The organism is Caulobacter sp. GW821-FHT12A07, from assembly GCF_058807655.1.
On sequence record NZ_JBXAQX010000009.1, the window covers coordinates 79,088 to 98,936 of the forward strand.

Here is a 19,849-nt window from a genome sequence, read left to right on the forward strand (position 1 = left end):
CCAACGCCCGTCATTCCCGCCCTTGTGGCGGGAACCCCTCTGTCAGCCGCAAGGGCGGCAGAGGCGGCGTGCTCAGCACGCCGCTTGCATCTCACCTGCGAGCGGAACCAGGGGTTCTCGCCACAAGGGCGAGAATGACGGGAAGAAATGGGGCCTCAGAACCCGATCTTCGGGGCCTTCAGGCGGCGCTTGTTGACGTGACCTTTCGGCGCGGGGGCCTCGATCTCCTCGGGCAGTTCGCCCTTGAAGTAGAAGCGCTGCCAGGCCTCCTTGGTGGCGGCCGGGTCGCGGGCGGCGATGCGGGCGTTGAACTCGCCGCGCTTCTCGGCCCAGACGTCGTACTGCTTGCGGATGTCTGGGTTGGCGTTCATGTGCCGGATCACCGGCTGCACGTTCTCCAGCGGCTTGTCCTGGATCATGGTGATGAAGCAGAACGGCTCGCCCTTGGCGAACTTCACCGTGCCGGGGCGGGTGAAGATCCAGTTCATCGTGAAGGGGAAGGGCAGCCAGTCGGTCTCGACCAGGCCGGCCAGCGGCTGGATGCCGTCCTTGATGTGGTTGGGCGGACCCATGGTCCAGATCAGCCAGTCCGGCGGCGTGCGGAACAGGTAGCCGGTGTGGAAGGTGATCGTCCCGCGCGAGAAGTGCGATTTGACGAAGTCGTCGAAGCCCGGGTGCGGGTGGTCCGACTTGAAGGTGATGTCGTTCTGGTGGACGCCGCCGTTCCAGGTGGCCTCGAAGCCGACCGGGCACAGGATCTCCCAGCCGGTGGTGTTGGCCATGGTCAGCGGCAGGCAGCGATAGGGATGGCGGTCGGCGAAGTGGTCCATCCAGGCCCGCTGCGGACGCCCAGGCACGATCTCCGGCGGCCGGCTCTCGGTGGGATAGCACTCCAGATACATGCCGCTCGTTTCCCGTTGTTATTGACGACCTTCCTCCTGCCTTAGCCCTTCGGCGGCGCTCCCGTCCAGCCGTCCGCGTCGGCCGGTTCCACGGGCTCGCCGTCCCGGCCCTGGCGCTGGGCCAGTTTGCGCAGCTCCTCGTCGCGGGCGGCCGTGTCCCAGGCCCCGCCCATCTCGCCCGGACGCATCCTGGCCAGGTCGGCGGCCAGCAGGCGGTCCATGGTCTGGGCCGCGTCGCGCGAGGCCAGGATGTAGGCCTCTTCCTGGCCCCACATGGGCTTGAGGTCCTCGAAGGTCTTGCGGTCGTGGCGGCGGAAGAAGGAGGTGGCCCGGAACGCCTTGTGGGCGCGGAAGCCCAGCTTCTGCAGGGCCGTCGACCCCAGGGCCAGGGCCGCCTCGAAGGTCTCGCGCTCGACCGCGTCGGCGCCGTTGGCCAGCAGGTCGTAGGCGTGGCGGCGGTCCCAAGCGCGGGCCAGGATGATCAGGTGCGGGAAGGCGTTGCGGGCCGTCTCGACCAGCTCGGCGGTCTTCTCGCGATCATCGAGCGCGACGATCAGCATCCGCGCGTGCTCGGCCCCGGCGGCGCGCAGCAAGTCGAGGCGCGTGGCGTCGCCATAGTGCACCCGCCGGCCGAAGCGCCGCAGCAGCTCGATCTGCTCGATGTCGCTGTCCAGAACCGTCGACTTGAAGCCGTTGGCCTGCAAGAGGCGGCCGGTGATCTGACCGAACCGGCCGAAGCCGGCGATGATGATGTCCGGCTCGCCCTCGTCGAAATTGGGGGCCTCGGGCTCGACGTCGGGGATCGAGGCGTTGATCAGCTCGGCGATGCGTTCGTAGAGGATCATGGCCACGGGAGTCAGGGCCATGGAGACGGCGACGGCGGCGGTCAGCAGGGCCGCCAGGTCCGCGCCGATGACGCCGGCCCCGACCGTGAAGCTCAGCAGCACGAAGGCGAACTCGCCGCCCTGGGCCAGGGCCGTGGCCACGGCCGCAGCGCCGCGTCCGGGCGCGCCGGCCAGGCGGGCGATGCCGAACATGACCAGGAACTTCAGCACCATCAGGCCCAGCACCAGGGCGATCAGCGTCAGGGGCTGGCGGGCGATCAGCATTAGGTCGATGCCGGCGCCGACGGTGATGAAGAAGAGACCCAGCAAGAGGCCGCGGAACGGCTCGATGTCGGTCTCCAGCTCGCGGCGGAACTCGCTCTCGGCCAGAACCACCCCGGCCAGGAAGGCGCCGAGGGCGGGCGACAGGCCGACGGCCTGCATCAGGCCCGCCACGCCCACCACGATCAGCAGGGCCGCGGCGGTGAAGATCTCGCGCAGTCGCGCCTCGGCGATGAAGCGGAAGATCGGCCGCACGACGTAGCGCCCCCCGCCGACGACCGCGCCCACCGCGCCCAGCACGGCCAGGCCCTGGGCCCAGGCGGGCAGGTGCGAGATCAGGCTGGCGCCATGGCCGCCGGCGTCCGCGCCGTGCGCCTCGGGCGCGACGGTGGCCAAGAGCGGCAGCAGGGCGAACATCGGGATCACCGCCAGGTCCTGCAACAGCAGCACCCCGAAGGCCGCGCGGCCCACCGGACCTTGCCTCAGGCCCTTCTCGTCGAGGGTCTGCAGCACGATGGCGGTCGACGACATGGCCAGCACCAGGCCCACGGCCAGGGCGGTCTGCCAGGGCAGGCCCAGCAGATAGCCGATGGCGGCCACGGCCAGCGAGGTGCCCACCACCTGGGCGCCGCCCAGGCCGAAGATCGTCTTGCGCATCTCCCACAGGGTGGAGGGGCGCACCTCCAGCCCGATCAGGAACAGCAGGATGACGACGCCGAACTCGGCGAAGCGCATGACGTCGCCCTGCTCGCCGACCAGCGACAGCATGGCCGGGCCGATCAGCACGCCGGCGATCAGGTAGCCCAGCACCGAGCCCAGGCCCAGGCGCTTGGCGATCGGCACCGAGATCACCGCGGCGCCCAGATAGACGAGGGTCTGCTTGAGGAACGGTTCCATGGCTTACGCTCCCTCGGCCGCGTGGTCGGCGGTCAGCAGGGCCGACAGCCGCGCCTGGTAGCGCAGGGCCTCGGCCTTCAGCTGCTCGTCGTCCTTCATCGCCGCCCCGTGCACCACGAACGGCGTCTCCCAGACCATGCCGCACAGATAGGCCGTCTGCTCCAGCGGGCGCAGGAATTCGTCCAGGGTGAAGCGGTTGTAGCCCTTGGCGTGATAGGCCTGGGCCGCCCCGCCGGTGGTGCAGGCCACGAACAGGCGCTTGCCGGCCAAAGCATCGCCGCCCAGGCCGTAGGCGAAGCCGTGCAGCCACACCAGGTCCAGCCACTCCTTCATGAGGGCCGGCGGCGAGTACCAGAACAGCGGGAACTGCAGGGCGATGATGTCGTGCTGGAGCAGCTTCTGCTGCTCGGTCTCGATGTCGATCGCGAAGTCCGGATAGGTCTCGTACAGGTCGTGGAAAGTGACGCCGGAAAGGGCCTTGGCCGCCTTGGCCAGGGCGCGATTGGCGCGCGAGCGTTCAAGCGCCGGGTGCGCCAGGGTCAGCAGGGCGCCGGCGGTGGCGGGCGTCACGAGCGCGGTGTTAGGCTCGCCCGTCACGCGCGCTCACCGATCGAAGTCGCGTGGCGGGAAAATTTATTCATCAAGGCTTGAATTTCTCCGGCCGGCGCTTCAGAGCAGTCGGCGAACGTCGCTCCGGGAGGAACCATGGTCGACAAGGTGAAGTCCGACGCCGCTGAAGCGTTGGCGGGTCTGCTGTTCGACGGCATGACCATCATGGCGGGGGGCTTTGGTCTCTGCGGCATTCCCGAAAACCTGATCGCGGCGATCCGCGAAACGGGGGTCAAGGACCTCACGGTCATCTCCAACAACTGCGGGGTCGACGGATTCGGCCTGGGCATCCTGCTGGAGAACCGTCAGATCAAGAAGATGGTCTCGTCCTATGTGGGCGAGAACAAGCTGTTCGAACAGCTATACCTGAGTGGGGAACTGCAATTGGAGTTCAACCCGCAGGGCACGCTGGCCGAACGCATCCGCGCCGGCGGCGCGGGCATCCCCGCCTTCTTCACGCGCACCGGCTACGGCACCCTGGTGGCCGAGGGCAAGGAAACCCGCGAGTTCGACGGCGAGATGTACGTGATGGAGCGCGGCCTGGTGGCCGACCTGTCGATCGTCAAGGCCTGGAAGGCCGACGCCGAGGGCAACCTCGTCTACCGAAAGACCGCCCGCAACTTCAATCCGATGATGGCCACGGCCGGCAAGGCCACCGTCGTCGAGGTCGAGGAACTGGTCGAGACCGGCGCTCTCGACAAGGACAACATCCACACCCCCGGCATCTTCGTCGACCGCATCATCAAGGGCGCGAAGTTCGAAAAGCGCATCGAACGGGTCACCACCCGCCCCCGCGAAGAAAAGACGAAGGAACAAGCGTAATGGCCTGGACCCGCGACGAGATGGCGGCCCGCGCCGCCAAGGAGCTGCGCGACGGCTTCTACGTGAACCTGGGCATCGGCATTCCGACCCTGGTGGCCAACTACATCCCCGAGGGCATGCACGTGACGCTGCAGAGCGAGAACGGCATGCTGGGCATGGGTCCCTTCCCCTATGAGGGCGAAGAGGACGCCGACCTGATCAACGCCGGCAAGCAGACGATCACCGAGCTGGACAGCAGCTCCTATTTCTCGTCGGCCGACAGCTTCGCCATGATCCGCGGCGGCCACATCGCCCTGTCGATCCTGGGCGGCATGCAGGTCTCGGAGACCGGCGATCTGGCCAACTGGATGGTGCCCGGCAAGATGGTCAAGGGCATGGGCGGGGCCATGGACCTGGTGGCCGGCGTCAAGCGCGTGGTGGTGGTCATGGACCACTGCGAGAAGTCGGGGGCGCCCAAGCTGCTGAAGGCCTGCTCGCTGCCGCTGACCGGCGCGGGGGTCGTCGACCTCTTGATCACCGAACTGGGCGTCTTCGAGATCAACCGCGGCAAGACCCCGGTGAAGCTGATCGAACTGGCCCCCGGCGTCAGCGTCGACGAGGTCCAGGCCAAGACCGAGGCGGCGTTCGAGGTGGCGATATAATTCCCTCTCTCTGAGAGAGAGGGAGGGGCCCACGCCGCAAGGCGTGGGAGGGTGAGAGGTTTCACCTTTTGCCGGAAAGTCCTGGGTCCTTTTGTCGGGACCGCTTGGCGGCGCCTCGTTCGGAGAGTTTGTCACCTCTCACCCTCCCACCGCTGCGCGGCGGGCCCCTCCCTCTCTCAAAGAGAGAGGGGCTCCGTGGAGGCGCCGGGCCAGTCCGAACCTTGCACCGCCCGCCAAGCTGCGCCATCTCCGCACCGGGCGACCCACAACCCGCCCGCGTTCGGAGCCGACCCCATGCGCGACTACTTCATCCTGATGGCCGGCTACAACGCCTGGGCCAACGCCCGCCTGCACGCCGCCTGCGAGGCCCTGCCGCCGGGCGGGTTCACCGCCCCGCGCGGCGGCTTCTTCGGCTCGATCGCCGGGACCCTGAACCACCTGCTGGTCACCGACCGCATCTGGACCGCGCGCCTCTCCGGAACCCCGCTGCCGCCCTACGGCCTCGACACCCGGCTGTTCGAAGACCTCTCGTCCCTACGCGCCGCCCGCGACGCCGAGGACGCGGGCCTCGTGGCCTATGTCGCCGGCCTCACCGACGAGGCCTGCGCGGCGCAGTTCCGCTGGGTGCGCAAGGCCGACGGGGTCGAGGTGGTCGGCCCGCTGTGGAAGACCCTGGCCCACCTCTTCAACCACCAGACCCATCACCGCGGCCAGGCCCACGACCTGCTGAGCCAGGCCGGGCTCGCGCCGCCGTCGCTGGACCTGCCCGTGTATCAGCGCGAGGCGGGGGTCTAGGGTTTCACTCTCATACTCCCGTCATTCCCGCCCCTGTGGCGGGAAACCCTCTGTCAGCCGCAAGGGCGTGAGGGGCGGACTGCTGAGCAGTCCGCTTGCGCTTCCCGGGCGAACGGAACCAGGGGTTCCCGCCACAAGGGCGGGAATGACGGGCGGAAAGGAAGGCGCGTAAGCGCCGACAGCCTTCACACTAGTTCACACCTGTAGCTCCACCCCCTGGATGTGCTAGATCGCTGCCATGAAACGCGCCGTCGAGCACCGCATCGGGGTCCAGGCCCCCGCCGAGATCGTCTGGGAAGTCGTGTCCGACTTCGACAGCTGGCATCAGTGGAACCCGCTTTACATCAAGGCCGCCGGCCAGCTGAAGATCGGCACCGCCCTGACGCTTGAAGAGGCGATCGGCGATCGTCCGGTCAAGGTCATCCAGCCGATCGTCCAGGACTGGGTGCCCTACGAGCAGCTGCACTGGCGTTCGCAGCGCCTGGGCGGCTTCGTCACGGCGATCCGCTACATCGAGGTCGAGAACATGGGGCCGAACAACGCCACCTTCTCGAACGGCGAGCTGTTCATGGGCCTGTTGGTCAAGTGGATCGGCAAGGACGAGCGCAAGGCGCTGAAGACGGCCTTCACGGCCATGGGCGAGGCGGTGCGCGACCGGGCCGAGGCCCTCTGGCGCGAGCGTGGCGCGGTCCCATCTGAAGTCGGATGATCGACGATCTCTACAGCGCCCGCATCCTGACGCTCGTGGCCAACATGCCGCGGGCCGGGCGGCTGGCCGCGCCTGACGCCAGCGCCGAGAAGACGGCCAAGCTGTGCGGCAGCCGCATCGTCGTCGACGTGGTGGTCGAGAACGGCAAGGTCGCCGACTTCGCCCAGGAGGTTTCGGCCTGCGCCCTGGGCCAGGCCAGCGCCGCGGTGCTGGGCGCGCAGATCATCGGTACGGATCTTTCCGAACTTGAGTTGGCCCGCGACGCCCTGGCCGCTATGCTCAAGTCGAACGGCCCGCCCCCCGTGGGCCGCTTTGCGGAGCTCGCCGTGCTGGAGCCGGTCAAGGACTATCCCGCCCGTCACGCCTCGACGCTTCTGGCGTTCGAGGCCGCGGTCGAGGCTGTCCGGAAGGCCACAGCTTCCGCCCAAACGCGAACTAGCAGCGCCGGCGCCGCTTGATCGGAGCTTTTCGCGGGTGCGATAAGTCCCCGACTCCGTTCGCGAAAGCGCCGGCATGAGCCTTTATGACCGCACTGTCGACCTGGGCCTGCGCGCCTACAAGTTGACGCTTTCGCCTCTCATCGGGCGCCAGTGCCGCTTTATGCCGACCTGTTCGGAATATGCGGCCCAGGCGCTCAAGGATCACGGACCCGCCAAGGGGTCCTGGCTGGCGCTGCGACGGATCTGCCGATGCAATCCGTTCGGCGGCTGGGGATACGACCCGCCGCCGCCGCGCGAGCCGCGTAAATGGATGTGTGAAGAATGATCGATCTGGTTTTCCCCGACGGCTCCTCCCGTCAGTACCCCGATGGCGCGACGGGTCGCGACGTCGCGGCCGCCATCTCCAAGTCGCTCGAGAAGAAGGCCCTGCTGATCAAGCTGGACGGTCAGGTGCTCGACCTCGACCGCGCCCTGACGCCCGACCTGCTGACCGGCGAGCGCAAGTTCGAGATCCTGACGCGCGACGCCCCCGAGGCCCTCGAAACCATCCGCCACGACACCGCCCACGTGCTGGCCGAGGCCGTGCAGGAACTGTTCCCCGGCACCCAGGTGACGATCGGCCCGAACGTCGAGGACGGCTTCTATTACGACTTCGCCCGCGACGAGCCGTTCAGCCTCGACGACCTGGCGACGATCGAAAAGCGCATGAAGGAGATCGTCGACCGCGACGAGAAGATCACGCGCGAGGTCTGGGACCGCGACGAGGCGATCAAGCACTTCGACGAGATCGGCGAGCAGTACAAGGCCCAGATCATCCGTGACCTGCCGGGCACGGACACGATCACGGTCTATCGCCAGGGGAACTGGAAGGACCTCTGCCGCGGCCCCCACCTGCCGTCGACCAAGCATGTCGGCAAGGCCTTCAAGCTGACGAAGCTGGCCGGCGCCTACTGGCGCGGCGACCAGAACAACGCCCAGCTGCAGCGCATCTACGGCACCAGCTGGGCCTCGGAGGCCGACCTCGAGGCCTATCTGAAGCGCATCGAGGAAGCCGAGAAGCGCGATCACCGCAAGCTGGGCAAGGCGCTGGGTCTCTTCCACATGCAGGAAGAGGGCCGGGGCATGGTCTTCTGGCACCCCAAGGGCTGGAAGCTGTGGCAGACGCTGGAGGCCTACATGCGCCGCAGCCTCGACCGCGCCGGCTATATCGAGGTCAAGACGCCCCAGGTCCTGGACAAGACCTTCTGGGAAAACTCGGGCCACTGGGACAAGTACCGCGCCAACATGTTCGTCTGCGAGACGGTCGAAGGCGAGATCCTGTCCCTCAAGCCGATGAACTGCCCCGGCCACGTGCAGATTTGGAACGTCGGCCAGCGGTCGTACCGTGAACTGCCGATGCGCATGGCCGAGTTCGGCGCCTGCCACCGCTACGAGCCGTCGGGCGCCCTGCATGGCCTGATGCGGGTGCGCGCCTTCACCCAGGACGACGCCCACATCTTCTGCCGCGAGGACCAGATCGTCGAGGAGACCGAGCGCTTCATCCGCCTGACGCGGATGATCCACGCCGACCTCGGCATGACGACCAAGTACATCGCCCTGGCCACGCGTCCGGAGCTGCGCGCCGGTTCGGACGAGTTCTGGGACAAGGCCGAAGGCATGCTGGCCGAGGCCGCGCGCCTGGCCGGCGTCGAGCCGGTGATCGCCGAGGGCGACGGCGCCTTCTACGCGCCCAAGCTCGATTTCATCGTCCAGGACGCCATTGGGCGGGAGTGGACCTGCGGCACGCTGCAGCTTGATTATGTTTTGCCGGAACGTTTGGGCGCCGAATACGTTGCCGAGGATGGATCCAAGAAGCGGCCGGTGATGCTGCATCGCGCGATCCTGGGGTCGTTCGAGCGGTTCATCGGGATTCTTTTGGAAAACTACGCGGGCCACCTGCCGCTCTGGCTGGCGCCGACCCAGGTCGTCGTCGCCACGATCACGTCGGATGCGGACGATTATGCGCGCACGGTGGTCGAGCGGTTGATCGCTATGGGATTGCGCGCGGAAGTCGATCTTCGTAACGAGAAGATCAACTACAAGATTCGTGAGCATAGCCTCGGCAAGGTTCCGGTGATCGCAGTGGTCGGGCGTAAGGAAGCGGAGACGGGGCAGGTCGCCCTGCGTCGCCTCGGCGGCGAAGGGCAGCAGATCCTGTCGCTCGACGACGCGCTCGTCGTGCTCGGCCAGGAAGCCACCCCGCCCGACCTCGTGCGCGCCAAGGCGCCGCAAGACGTTCGAGAGCCTGCGCAGGTCTGATGAACAGCATTCTCCCGTCCTTTACGGTCCTCGCCGCAGGCGCACGTCCCGCCAAACCTTTGGTTTCGGTGGTGATGGTCGTCTATTGGACGGGAGAAGCGCTGGTCGACAGCATCCGCCACGTGCTGGCCGAGCCGATGGTCGACGAGTTCGTCATCGTCGATAACGGCTCCTCGCCGTCGGACGCCGAGATGCTGCGGGCGCTGGGCCTGACCGAGCCGCGCGTGCAGCTGGCCCAGGGCCACGGCAATGTCGGCTTCGCCCGGGGCGCCAATCTCGGCGCCTCGATCGCCCAGGGCGAATACCTGATCTTCGTCAATCCGGACGCCAACCTGCAGTCGGACTGCGTGCCGGCCATGGTCGCGGCCTTCCGCGACCAGCCGGTCCCCACCGTGGTCGGCGCGCGGGTCATGAATGTCGATGGCACCGAGCAGCGCGGCGGCCGCCGGGGCGAGGTGACGCCGGTCACCACCCTGATGAGCCTGTCGCAGCTCAGCCAGAAGGTGAAGCGCTTCGCCCGCTTCGAGATCCACCGCGAGCACGAGCCGCTGCCGGCCGAGCCCGCGCCCGTGCCGACCATCTCCGGCGCCTGCTTCGCCCTGCGCCGCCCCGACTTCGTGGCCCTGGCCGGTTTCGACGAGGGCTATTTCCTGCACGTCGAGGACATCGACCTGTGCTGGCGGGCCCGCCAGGCCGGCGGCCAGGTGCTGTTCCATCCCGAGGCCCGCGTCATCCACCTGGGCCACACCAGCCTGGAGCACCCGGTCAAGGTCGAGTTCCACAAGGGCGTGGGCCTGTCGCGCTACTTCATCAAGCGGGCCGACACCTGGCAGCGCTATGTCGCGGCCGTCATGCTGGCGCCGCTGATCCTGCTGCTGTCGATCTGCCGCCCGGCCCTCAATCCCCGTCTGCGCAAATCATGAGGCGCCGACTGATCGGCGTGCTCGACCGCCTGGGTCTGGCCGACGCGGCCTTCGCCATCTTCCAGCACCTGCAGGCCCTCAAGCCGGCGGCCGAGGATGTCGCCGTCGAGGATCTGCCGGTCCCGCCGGCCTATCTGCGGGTGATGACCGCCGGTCACGCCGACGCCGCGGCCTTCCTGAGCCAGGGGCGCGCCGCCGCCGACCTGGTCGAGGCCGTCGCCGCCCGCCACGACCGGCCGCTTTCCGAGCATCCCGACGTGCTCGACTTCGGCTGCGGCTGCGGACGGGTGTCGCGCTATCTCGGCGCCCGGGCCCGGCTGTCGGGCTGCGACATCAACGGCAAGCTGGTCGACTGGGCCGGCGCCAACCTGCCCGGCCGCTTCGTGCTGTCGCGCCAGACGCCGCCCCTGCCCTACGAGGCGGCGACCTTCGACCTCGTCTACGCCACCTCGGTCTTCACCCACATGACCGAAGAGCCGCTGAAGGCCTGGCTGGCCGAGCTGGCCCGGGTCGTGCGGCCCGGCGGCCTGGCCCTGCTGTCGTTCTTCGACGAAAAGATCCCGGCCGCCGCCGAATTCGCCGACCGCCTGACCGCCGACGGTTTCCTCATCCGCCAGCGCGGGGCCGAGGGCTCCAACCTGCTGTGCGGCTACATGACCGCCGAAGGCTTCGCCCGCCGCGCCGCTCCGGCCTGGCGTCTGGTCGAGACCATCCCCAGCGACGTCTCCGGCGTCGGCCAGGCCATGGCGGTCTTCCGGCGGATGGACGCCTAGCGCTCGGCTTCCAGCCGTCCGGCGTAGCCGAACACCACGCCCAGCCACGGATGGGCCACCAGCACCCGGAAGCGATAGGTCCCGTCGCGGGCGAAGGTGTAGGCCCGCACCCTCGGACCCCAGGCGGCCGGCAGGGGCAGGGGGCCCAGCCGCCAGCTTTCGAAGATCCACGAAAAGCCCTCGCCGCGCGCCGCCGCGTGGAAGCGGAAGGTCAGAGGACCGACCGTCTCCTCGAAGGCGAACGGATCGTCGGCCGCCGCGGCGATCCGCGAGCGGAAGGTCCGCGCGCCGAAGCGCCGGCTCCAGGTCTCGGCGCCGGCCTCCGGCGTGATGCTCACCGCCAGGGCGTGGGTCCCCGGCGCGGGCAGGCCCTGTAGCCGCCGGGCCAGGGTCGCCAGTCCGCGTCCGCCCCGTGCGCGCGCCCGGCCCTCCATCGTCACAGCCGCCGCGCCATCGTGCGCGGCCCGCACCACCGGCGGCAGGGCGTCGAAGGCCGGTCCCAGCACGCGGGGGAAGAGGCCCGGCGCGGCCGGAGCGGCGCGGCCGATCCGCGTCTCGATCGGCAGGCCGGCCAGCGACGCCAGCAGGTCTTCGAGTGGAGCCAGGCCGACGCAAGGCGCCGCCCGAGGCTCGCCCAGGCGCTCGTCCAGCAGCGCCGCGACCATGGCCGCCGCCGGGGCGGCCGGCACATTGGGTCCCGCGCCTTCTTCGGCCCACAGGCTCCAGCGGGCCTGCGCCGGCGCGCCCGTCGCGTCCAGGCCCTCGGCCCGCACGGTCATGCCGCCCCGGTCCGAGCCGAACGGCGCCAGCAGGCCCGCGCCGGCGTTCAGCAGCACGGCCAGCGGCTCCAGCGCCGGCAGCAGCTTCCAGCGGCGCAGCAGGCTCAGAGCCCAGAGCCCCAGGTGCAGCGGCGCCAGCTCCAGTCCGGCCCCGAACAGGGCGTCGCGCGTCGGGGCGTAGCGGCTCTTCAACTGGTCGAGGTCGGGCGTCTCGGCCAGGCTCACCCATCGCCGACCAAGGCCCGGAAAGACCAGGCGTCGCGGCGCGCTCCAGCCGGGCCGCGTGGTCTGAGCGCCGTCGGTGAACACCGCCACCGGCGCGCCGGCCCAGCGCAGGATGGCCCGCACCACCGACAGGCCGCGCGGCGCCCGCGCGCCGGGCGAGATCGCCGCCTCGATGCGGTCGATCCGCGTCCAGCCCTCGGTGAGGCGATCGACCGCCGCGCAGGTCAGGGCCGGGGTCGAGCTCGCGCCCGTGATCGCCCAGCGCCCGGCCGCCTTGACCGGAACCGCCAGCCGTTCGGGAAAGGCGGCGACGAAGTCGCGGGCGTCGGCCAGGTCGACATAATGCGCCCCGGCCGCCAGCACGGCGGCGGGAAAGGCCGCGTCCTGGCCCTGGAACGGTCCGGCCGCGTCGATCACGACGAACGGCGCCAGCGCTGCGAGGGTCGCGGGCCGCTCGCGATCGACGACCGCGACCTCGATGCGGGCCTTGGGGCGATCCTGCATCAGCTCGGCCTGGAAGGCCTCCAGCGGTCCCAGCCGTCGGGCGGCCAGCACCAGCTCGACATCGGGCCGGCGGGCCAGCATCCGCGCCAGGCGCGAGCCGAAGACGCCGGTGGCCCCCACCAGGACGACGCGTTTACGGGGCAGGGTCATGCGGTCGGCGGCTCCAGCACGAAGCGGGCTCTCTGCTGCGGCGTCGGCACCATGCAGCTGCTTTTCTTGCCCATCAGCCGATAGCGGTTGGCCGCCAGCCAGTCATAGGCGCCGTCGCGCCAGCGCTCTGGAACCACCCCGATGATCGCCAGCCACGACCACGGCGCGCCCAGCCTTTTCAGCAGCGCCAGCACCGCGGCGCTCTTCTCCAGCGCTTTTCCGCCGTCGAGCAGCAGGAAGCTGGCCGGATCGTCCGGGTCGATCCCGTGGGCGAGCGCCAGCTGCCGGCCGTAGGCCGACTGGATCGGCGTGAAGCGCACGATCCCCTTGCGATCGATGGCCAGCACCGTCCGCACCGAGCCCGAGCAGAAGTTGCACACCCCGTCGAACAGCCAGAGGGGTTCGGGCGGCGGGGCAGGGGTCACGGGCGGGTCTCCAGGCATTCGCGTCTCAGGGCCAGCAGGGCGGCGGGCACGTCGCGGCGCATGGCCGAGGACACGACGCCCGAGGGCAGGCCGAACGGCGCGCTGGCGCGGTTCTCGTAGAGCACCCGCGTGCCGCCGCCGGCCAGGGGCGTCAGCAGCCAGCGGCCCTGGCAGTCGCGGATGTCGCCGTCGATGCAGCGGAAGACGATGCTGCGATAAGGCGACAGGGTCAGTTCCGACACCGACCGCAGCGGCGGCAGCAGCAGGCTCCACTTCACGCGGTGCTCGCGGGTCTCGGCCCGGCCGTCGGCCGAGCGCGACAGCACCGTGCAGCGGCGCACGCCCGGGGTCATGCGGGCGGCGCGGTCGCAGTCCAGGATCGTGCGCCAGACCACCTGCGGCGGGGCGGCGATGTCGATGGCCGCGCGCACCTCGCCGCCGTGGACGCTGGGATCGGCGCGCACGCCCAGCGCCACCTCGCCCGTCTCGACCCGGCGGATCCAGTCGGCGTCCAGCGCGACGTCGGCGCGCGCCGGGAGCGCTTGGGCGAAGGCCGCCAGGCACAGCAGAATGGGAAGGGCGGCGACGCGACGCGACATGAGGCGAAGCTAACCCGCTCGCCTCCCGGTTGGCACGCCCTTTCGCGCCTCGCCCCAGGGCGGATCGACATTCGCCTCCCAGTTTCTCCCCAATCCGACTTTCCCCGCGAAGGCGGGGATCCAAGCTGACTTTCAGGAGGAGGCGCGGCCGTGGATCATCCGCAGACGCGGCTTGGATCCCCGCCTTCGCGGGGATGCTCGGTGAAAAAGCGGCTCAAGCTCGCGAGCGCTGGCCCGCCTCAGAACGCCTCGGCGACGATGGTCCCGTCGGGCAGCAGGGCCGCGCGCTTGAGGCCGCTGGAGGCGAACGGCATGGCGACATTGCCGTCCCGGTCGACCGACACCAGGCCGCCGTGGCCGCCCAGTTCGGCGACGCCTTCGATGGCGCCCTTGGCGGCCTCGTCCAGGCTCTGACCGCCGAAGCGGATGCGGTGGGCGATCTGGGCGGCGACGGCGGTGCGGATGAAATATTCGCCCTGGCCGGTGCACGAGACCGCGGCGAAGCCGTCGGCCCAGGCCCCCGCGCCGATGACGGGGCTGTCGCCCACCCGGCCCGGCAGCTTGCCGAACACGCCCGCCGTCGAGGTGGCGGCGGCCAGGCGCCCCTCCTGGTCCAGCGCCACGCAGCCGACCGTGCCCGTAGGCAAGACGTCCGGCGCGGCGTTGTCCTCGAAGGCGCCGGCGCGGGTGTAGTAGGCTTCCGGATCCTCGATCGTCTCCAGGCCCTGGGCGCGGGCGAAGCTCATGGCGCCTTCGCCGGCCAGCATCACGTGCGGGGTCTTCTCCATCACCGCCCGGGCGGCCAGGATCGGGCTGGCGAAGCCCTGCAGCGCGGCCACCGAGCCGGCGCGGGTCGTGGCGCCGTCCATCAGGCTGGCGTCCAGTTCGTACTCGCCCGCGGCGTTGGGCGAGGCGCCCTTGCCGGCGATGTAGAGGCCCGAGGCCTCCAGCGCCGCCACCGTCTCGACCACCACGTCCAGCGCCGAGGCGCCTGCGGCCAGCCGCTCGCGCCCGGCCTCGATCAGGCCGCGCATGTGGGCGATCTCGACGGAATAGTCATGGCCGCGCTTGGCGCCGGCGCCGCCGTGCAGGGCGAGAGTAAAACGCTTGTTTGACATTCTGCTTCCTTGGCCGCGCGGCCTGCGTTAGCGTCGGCGTTCTAAAGAAAGAATACGGGAGAAGCGAGATGAAGGCGGTGCTCAGCAAGGCGGTCGGCGGACCCGAGACCCTGGTGCTGGAGGAGCTGCCCGATCCGACCCCCGCGCCCGGCCAGGTGCTGATCGACGTCAAGGCCTGCGGGGTCAACTATCCCGACCTGCTGATCATCCAGGACATGTACCAGTTCAAGCCGACCCGCCCCTTCGCGCCGGGCGGCGAGGTCTCGGGCGTGGTGGCCGCGCTCGGCGAGGGCGTCACCACCCTGTCGGTCGGCCAGCGGGTGCTGGCCTCCACCGGCTGGGGCGGCATGGCCGACAAGCTGGCGGTCGAGGCCGCGCGCTGCACGCCGATCCCCGACGCCATGCCCTTCGACGAGGCCTCGGCCTTCATCCTGACCTACGGCACCTCCTACTACGCGCTGAAGGACCGAGGCTTCCTCAAGCCGGGCCAGACCCTGCTGGTGCTCGGCGCGGCCGGCGGCGTGGGCCTTGCGGCCGTCGAGCTGGGCAAGGCCATGGGCGCGCGGGTCATCGCCGCCGCCTCCAGCCAGGAGAAGGTCGACCTGGCCATCTCGCGCGGCGCCGACGCCGGCGTCGTCTACGCCCGCGGCCCGTTCGACAAGGACGGCCAGAAGGCCCTGGCCGACCAGCTGAAGGCCGCCTGCGGTCCGAACGGCTGGGACGTGGCCTATGACGCGGTCGGTGGCGACTATTCCGAAGCCACCATCCGCGCCGCCGGCTGGGGCGGCCGCATGCTGGTGATCGGCTTCCCGTCGGGCATCCCGAAGATCCCGCTGAACCTGACCCTGCTGAAGTCGTGCGACATCGTCGGCGTGTTCTGGGGCGCGGCCGTGGCCCGCGATCCGGCCGGCCACGCCGCCAATGTCCGCGAGCTGATGGACCTCTACGCCGCCGGCAAGATCAAGCCGTACGTCTCCGAGCGCTTCCCCCTGGAAAAGGCCGGCGACGCCATCGCCCACCTGGCCAGCCGCAAGGCCATGGGCAAGGTCGTGGTGACAATCTAAACGCCCGTCATTCCCGCCCTCGTGGCGGGAACCCCTGGTTCCGTTCGCAGGTGAAGCGCAAGCGGACTGCTTAGCAGTCCGCCTCATCCGCCTTTGCGGCTGACAGAGGGGTTCCCGCCACGAGGGCGGGAATGACGGGAGGAGAGGGGGCGCCGTCCCATAATGAAACAGCAGTAAAATCATACGGTTAAATCTCGCTAAGGACGTCCTTTAGCGAAGCGGTTAGGTCACCTGAGCTATTGCTGCTCTTCGAATAGTCGGAGGCGGGGTTCAGATGTTCCTTCCTGCTCGCGACGCGTATCCTCTGGAGGCGCGCCGCCCGTTTCGCATGAACCGGCGTCCCGAAGAGCGCGTGAAGGTGCTCGGGGGCGAGATGGATCTCGTGCGCCCCGAGGAGGTCTTCCACTTCGTGGCGGGCCGGATCTCGGCCGGCAAGGGCGCGGTCGTCGCCAACCACAACCTGCACAGCCTCTACCTGATCCAGAAGGACCAGCAGATCGTCGACTTCTTCAAGTCGGCCGACCTGATCGAGGTCGATTCCGTGCCGCTGATCTTCTGGGCCCGCATCGTGGGCCGGGCCAGCCGCCGCTTCCACCGCTGCACCTATCTCGACTGGCGCAACGACTTCTGGGCGCGGGCCACCAAGGAAAACTGGAAGGTGTTCTTCGTCGGCGGCGCCCCGGGCGTGGCCGAGGCGGCGCTGGACAACATCCGCCGCGACTGGCCGACGGCCCAGGTCGAGAGCCACCAGGGCTATTTCGACGTCACCGACGGCAGCCTCGAGAACGAGGCGGTGGTCGAGAAGATCCGGGCCTACAAGCCCGACGTCCTGCTGGTCGGCATGGGCATGCCGCGCCAGGAGAAGTGGCTGCTGGAGAACCACAAGAAGCTCGACCCCTGCGTCGGCTTCACGGTCGGCGGCGCCTTCGACTACGAGGCCGGCGTGCAGCTGGCCGCGCCGCGCTGGATGGGCCAGGTGGGCATGGAGTGGCTGTTCCGGCTGATGGCCGACCCGCAGCGCCTGTTCACCCGCTACTGCGTCGAGCCGTGGCATCTGTTCGGTCCGGCGATGGTCGACGCCAAGAACGCCCTTGCGCGGCAGCTCAAGCCGGGCAAGAAGAAAAACCAAGTTTCGCCCGAGGCGTACCGTCGGGCGCCGGTTCTCAAGCCTTAAACCAACGTCCGTGGGGGACCTATGGGTTTGAACATCGAAAAGCCGCGCCGCCGCGCGATCGAGCAGCCGAACGCCTGGCAGCGCGTCTGCGCCGCCTTCGGCCTGGCCGGACTCGTGCTGGCCTGGGTGGTGATGCTGGTTCCGTGCGCCCTGTGGCTGGTCTTCAGCCTGGTGACGCGACGGCCGGCCGTGGGGCGGCCGTTTCCGAACCGGGTCTTCGGTTCGCCCGCCAACTGACGCTGGGTAAGACTGGCCGCGCGCGGCCGGCCATTCCATGATCCTCCCGCGCTGAGCGGCCCGCCTCCAGAGGCCGCGAGCCAAGGGAGGAAGCCGCATGGGCGGACGTCTGGACGGCAAGGTCGCCGTCATCACCGGAGCCAGCTCGGGCATAGGCCTGGGGGCCGTGGAACTGTTCGTCGCGCAGGGCGCCCGCGTCATCGCCGCCGACCTGCAGGTCGAGAAGGGCGAGTTTCTCGAAAAACGCTTCCCCGACGCCGTGCGCTTCGCGCGCTGCGACGTGACGGTCGAGGCCGACATCGCCGCGGCGATCGATCTGGCGACGCAGGCCTTCGGCGGGCTCGACATCCTGTTCAACAACGCCGGCCACGGCGGCGCGCCGCACGGCGCGGCCGAGATCACCGGCGAGGCCTGGGACGCCACCTTCGCCGTGCTGCTGCGCGGTCCGGCGCTGGGCATGAAGCACGCCGTGCCGGCCATGCTGGCGCGGGGTGGCGGCTCGATCATCAACACCGCCTCGATCGCCGGCCTGCAGGCGGGCTTCGGGCCGCTGGCCTATTCCTCGGCCAAGGCGGCGGTGATCCACATGAGCCGCTGCGCGGCGGCCGAGCTGTCGCCGCTGGGCATCCGGGTCAACGCGCTGTGCCCCGGCCTGATCGCCACCTCGATCTTCGGGGCCTCGATCGGCCTGCCGCGCGACGTCGCCGACCAGATGGCCGCCCGCGTCGCCGAGATCGGCCCGAAGATCCAGCCGATCGCCAAGGCTGGCCTGCCCGACGACATCGCCCGCGCCGCCCTCTATCTCGCCAGCGACGACAGCGCCTTCGTCACCGGCACGCACCTGGTGGTCGACGGCGGCATCACCATCGGCCCACGCAGCAGCTGGGATACGCGCACCCCCTCGCCGATCCTCGCCGCCATGGGCGTCTCGCCCGAGCAGGCGCAGGCGATGAAGGCGGCGCTGATCGCGGGCGAGGGCGGGTAGGGGCCTACTTCGCCCCGCGCCCCACCGAGGCATAGATGAACCCGGCGCGCACCATCTCGGCGGGCTTGTAGATGTTGCGCAGGTCGACGACGACCGGGGCGGCCAGCAGGCCCTTGAGGCGGACGAGGTCGAGGGCGCGGAACTGGTCCCACTCGGTGAGGATCAGCAGCACGTCGGCGCCTTGCGCGGCCTCGTAGGGGCCGCCGACGAACTCGACGCCCGGCAGCAGGTGCTCGGCCTCGTGGCGGCCTTCGGGGTCGAAGGCGCGGACCTTGGTGCCCCTGGCCTGCAGGGCCGGCAGGATGTCGAGGCTGGGAGCGTCGCGCATGTCGTCGGTGTTGGGCTTGAAGGTCACGCCCAGCACCCCGACGGTCTTGCCCGACAGGTCTTCGGCGCCGAGCACGGCGGCGACCTTGTCGGCCATGGCCTTCTTGCGGGCGGTGTTGACCTTGACCGTGGTCTCGATCAGCCGGGTCGGCGCGCCGTAGTCGGCGGCGGTCTTCACGAGGGCGATGGTGTCCTTGGGGAAGCACGAGCCGCCGTAGCCGGGGCCGGCGTTGAGGAACTTGGCGCCGATGCGCTTGTCCAGGCCAATGCCCTTGGCCACCTGCTGCACGTCGGCCCCGACCTTTTCACAGAGGTCGGCCATCTCGTTGATGAAGGTGATCTTCATCGCCAGGAAGGCGTTGGCGGCGTACTTGATCAGCTCGCTGGTGCGGCGGCCGGTGAAGACGATCGGGGTCTCGTTGAGGCTCAGCGGGCGATAGAGCTCGCGCATCACCGCCTGGGCCCGCTCGTCCTCGGTGCCCACGACCACGCGGTCGGGACGCTTGAAGTCCTCGATGGCCGCGCCTTCGCGCAGGAACTCGGGGTTGGACACCACGGCGAACTGGGCGTTCGGGGCCACGCGCTTGACGATGGCCTCGACCTCGTCGCCGGTGCCGACCGGCACGGTCGACTTGTTGACGATCACCGTGAAGCCGTCGATCAGGCCGGCGATCTCCTCGGCCGCGGCGTAGACGTAGGAGAGGTCGGCGTGGCCGTCGCCGCGGCGGGTGGGCGTGCCCACGGCGATGAACACCGCGTCGGCGTCCTTGATCGCCTGGGCGCCTTCCAGGGTGAACGACAGCCGGCCTTCACGGACGTTGCGCGCCACCAGATCGTCCAGGCCCGGCTCGAAGATCGGAATCTCGCCGGCCAGCAGCCGCGAGATCTTGCGCGGATCCTTGTCGATGCACGTCACCACGTGACCGAAGTCCGCAAAACACGCCCCAGACACCAGGCCCACATAGCCCGTGCCAATCATCGCTACGCGCATCGAAACCTCTTCGTTCGGATCGGGCCGGATGCTCGCCGCCCCAGGACTGAGGAGGATGGCGCGGGCGAGGTCAGGCGTGGCCTCCATGCGCCGCGCAAGCGTGCGGCGCAATATGGGAAGGCGCCTTTCCGCACCGCGAGACCGGACAAGCGATCAAGGCTGTACTATAAGGATTCATCTCCCTGAGGTTGCATCGTGCTCATCGCCATCACCGTCATCGTCTTTCTCGTCGCACTGCTCATCTGGCCCAGCATCGAGCGGCCGGTGGTGCGAGGACTGCGCCGCATGACGCGTCGGCGACGTTGAGTGCTCTGTGTGCGAACGAGCCGATATTGAACAGACGACAATTGGCTCTG

The 19,849-nt window shown here is 69.5% G+C and carries 21 protein-coding genes and 1 pseudogene; 14 read left to right on the top strand and 8 right to left on the bottom strand.

Features of this window, described 5'->3' with window-relative positions; translation table 11 throughout:
• Positions 1–7: 7 nt before the first annotated feature.
• Positions 8–143 (top strand): annotated as a pseudogene (locus AC1RRS_RS18005) (hypothetical protein); the annotation flags it as partial.
• Positions 144–155: 12 nt separating this feature from the next.
• Here AC1RRS_RS18005 and AC1RRS_RS18010 read toward each other — a convergent pair.
• Genes AC1RRS_RS18010 through kefF form a run of 3 tightly spaced genes read right to left on the bottom strand, consistent with a single transcriptional unit; the run spans position 156 to position 3,502 of the window.
• The gene (locus tag AC1RRS_RS18010; protein WP_487290152.1) at positions 156–902 is read right to left on the bottom strand and encodes a DUF6065 family protein; all 747 of its coding nucleotides are present in this window, start codon (positions 900–902) and stop codon (positions 156–158) included.
• 41 nt (positions 903–943) lie between these two features.
• Positions 944–2,905, bottom strand: coding sequence for a monovalent cation:proton antiporter-2 (CPA2) family protein (locus tag AC1RRS_RS18015; RefSeq protein WP_110119860.1), 1,962 nt, complete (start codon positions 2,903–2,905; stop codon positions 944–946).
• 3 nt (positions 2,906–2,908) lie between these two features.
• Positions 2,909–3,502 carry a glutathione-regulated potassium-efflux system oxidoreductase KefF gene (kefF, locus tag AC1RRS_RS18020; protein ID WP_199228449.1) on the bottom strand — a complete coding sequence of 198 codons (594 nt, stop codon included), beginning with the start codon at positions 3,500–3,502 and terminating at the stop codon, positions 2,909–2,911.
• 108 nt (positions 3,503–3,610) lie between these two features.
• Between kefF and AC1RRS_RS18025 the strand changes: the two genes are divergently transcribed.
• The 9 genes from AC1RRS_RS18025 (at position 3,611) to AC1RRS_RS18065 (ending at position 10,915) form a co-directional block, all read left to right on the top strand.
• Complete coding sequence (locus AC1RRS_RS18025; protein WP_492856302.1) at positions 3,611–4,336, top strand: CoA transferase subunit A; 726 nt, start codon at positions 3,611–3,613, stop codon at positions 4,334–4,336.
• On the top strand, positions 4,336–4,977 hold the full coding sequence (locus tag AC1RRS_RS18030) for a 3-oxoacid CoA-transferase subunit B (protein ID WP_110119857.1): 642 nt from the start codon (positions 4,336–4,338) through the stop codon (positions 4,975–4,977). The genes AC1RRS_RS18025 and AC1RRS_RS18030 overlap by 1 nt, the downstream gene beginning before the upstream one ends.
• A gap of 294 nt (positions 4,978–5,271) precedes the next feature.
• Entirely contained in the window at positions 5,272–5,772 is a 501-nt protein-coding gene (locus AC1RRS_RS18035; RefSeq protein WP_492856303.1) for a DinB family protein, read from the top strand.
• A 238-nt stretch (positions 5,773–6,010) separates the two neighbouring features.
• Entirely contained in the window at positions 6,011–6,481 is a 471-nt protein-coding gene (locus tag AC1RRS_RS18040) for an SRPBCC family protein (protein WP_492856304.1), read from the top strand.
• Positions 6,478–6,939 carry an iron-sulfur cluster assembly scaffold protein gene (locus AC1RRS_RS18045; protein WP_492856305.1) on the top strand — a complete coding sequence of 154 codons (462 nt, stop codon included), beginning with the start codon at positions 6,478–6,480 and terminating at the stop codon, positions 6,937–6,939. Before AC1RRS_RS18040 ends, AC1RRS_RS18045 begins: the two co-directional genes overlap by 4 nt.
• A 55-nt stretch (positions 6,940–6,994) precedes the next feature.
• Positions 6,995–7,246 carry a membrane protein insertion efficiency factor YidD gene (yidD, locus tag AC1RRS_RS18050; RefSeq protein ID WP_487290145.1) on the top strand — a complete coding sequence of 84 codons (252 nt, stop codon included), beginning with the start codon at positions 6,995–6,997 and terminating at the stop codon, positions 7,244–7,246.
• Positions 7,243–9,219, top strand: coding sequence for a threonine--tRNA ligase (thrS, locus tag AC1RRS_RS18055; RefSeq protein ID WP_492856306.1), 1,977 nt, complete (start codon positions 7,243–7,245; stop codon positions 9,217–9,219). Before yidD ends, thrS begins: the two co-directional genes overlap by 4 nt.
• Positions 9,219–10,142: a glycosyltransferase family 2 protein gene (locus AC1RRS_RS18060; RefSeq protein WP_492856307.1), complete on the top strand. Its 924-nt coding sequence runs from the start codon at positions 9,219–9,221 to the stop codon at positions 10,140–10,142. Before thrS ends, AC1RRS_RS18060 begins: the two co-directional genes overlap by 1 nt.
• Positions 10,139–10,915 (top strand): class I SAM-dependent methyltransferase, encoded by a 777-nt coding sequence (locus AC1RRS_RS18065; protein WP_492856308.1) that lies wholly within the window; start codon positions 10,139–10,141, stop codon positions 10,913–10,915. The genes AC1RRS_RS18060 and AC1RRS_RS18065 overlap by 4 nt, the downstream gene beginning before the upstream one ends.
• Here AC1RRS_RS18065 and AC1RRS_RS18070 read toward each other — a convergent pair.
• The 4 genes from AC1RRS_RS18070 to AC1RRS_RS18085 form a co-directional block, all read right to left on the bottom strand.
• Positions 10,912–12,573, bottom strand: a complete 1,662-nt coding sequence (locus AC1RRS_RS18070) for a DUF4166 domain-containing protein (RefSeq protein ID WP_492856309.1) — start codon at positions 12,571–12,573, stop codon at positions 10,912–10,914. The two genes, AC1RRS_RS18065 and AC1RRS_RS18070, sit on opposite strands and share 4 nt — an antisense overlap.
• Complete coding sequence (locus AC1RRS_RS18075; protein WP_492856310.1) at positions 12,570–12,998, bottom strand: thiol-disulfide oxidoreductase DCC family protein; 429 nt, start codon at positions 12,996–12,998, stop codon at positions 12,570–12,572. The genes AC1RRS_RS18070 and AC1RRS_RS18075 overlap by 4 nt, the downstream gene beginning before the upstream one ends.
• Entirely contained in the window at positions 12,995–13,597 is a 603-nt protein-coding gene (locus tag AC1RRS_RS18080) for an SRPBCC family protein (RefSeq protein WP_492856311.1), read from the bottom strand. Before AC1RRS_RS18080 ends, AC1RRS_RS18075 begins: the two co-directional genes overlap by 4 nt.
• Before the next feature lie 239 nt (positions 13,598–13,836).
• Complete coding sequence (locus AC1RRS_RS18085) at positions 13,837–14,715, bottom strand: isoaspartyl peptidase/L-asparaginase family protein (RefSeq protein ID WP_492856312.1); 879 nt, start codon at positions 14,713–14,715, stop codon at positions 13,837–13,839.
• 68 nt (positions 14,716–14,783) lie between these two features.
• On the opposite strand from AC1RRS_RS18085, the gene AC1RRS_RS18090 reads away from it, so the two are divergent.
• From AC1RRS_RS18090 to AC1RRS_RS18105, 4 genes are all read left to right on the top strand, one after another.
• The gene (locus tag AC1RRS_RS18090; RefSeq protein ID WP_492856313.1) at positions 14,784–15,779 is read left to right on the top strand and encodes an NADPH:quinone oxidoreductase family protein; all 996 of its coding nucleotides are present in this window, start codon (positions 14,784–14,786) and stop codon (positions 15,777–15,779) included.
• A gap of 274 nt (positions 15,780–16,053) precedes the next feature.
• The gene (locus tag AC1RRS_RS18095; protein ID WP_492856314.1) at positions 16,054–16,953 is read left to right on the top strand and encodes a WecB/TagA/CpsF family glycosyltransferase; all 900 of its coding nucleotides are present in this window, start codon (positions 16,054–16,056) and stop codon (positions 16,951–16,953) included.
• A gap of 21 nt (positions 16,954–16,974) precedes the next feature.
• A complete protein-coding gene (locus AC1RRS_RS18100) occupies positions 16,975–17,190 on the top strand; it encodes a hypothetical protein (protein WP_110119843.1) in 216 nt (71 codons plus the stop codon).
• 97 nt (positions 17,191–17,287) lie between these two features.
• Positions 17,288–18,175 carry an SDR family NAD(P)-dependent oxidoreductase gene (locus AC1RRS_RS18105; protein ID WP_492856315.1) on the top strand — a complete coding sequence of 296 codons (888 nt, stop codon included), beginning with the start codon at positions 17,288–17,290 and terminating at the stop codon, positions 18,173–18,175.
• Positions 18,176–18,179: 4 nt separating this feature from the next.
• On the opposite strand, the gene AC1RRS_RS18110 is transcribed toward AC1RRS_RS18105, so the two are convergent.
• Positions 18,180–19,493 (bottom strand): UDP-glucose dehydrogenase family protein, encoded by a 1,314-nt coding sequence (locus AC1RRS_RS18110; RefSeq protein ID WP_492856316.1) that lies wholly within the window; start codon positions 19,491–19,493, stop codon positions 18,180–18,182.
• Positions 19,494–19,849: the final 356 nt, after the last annotated feature.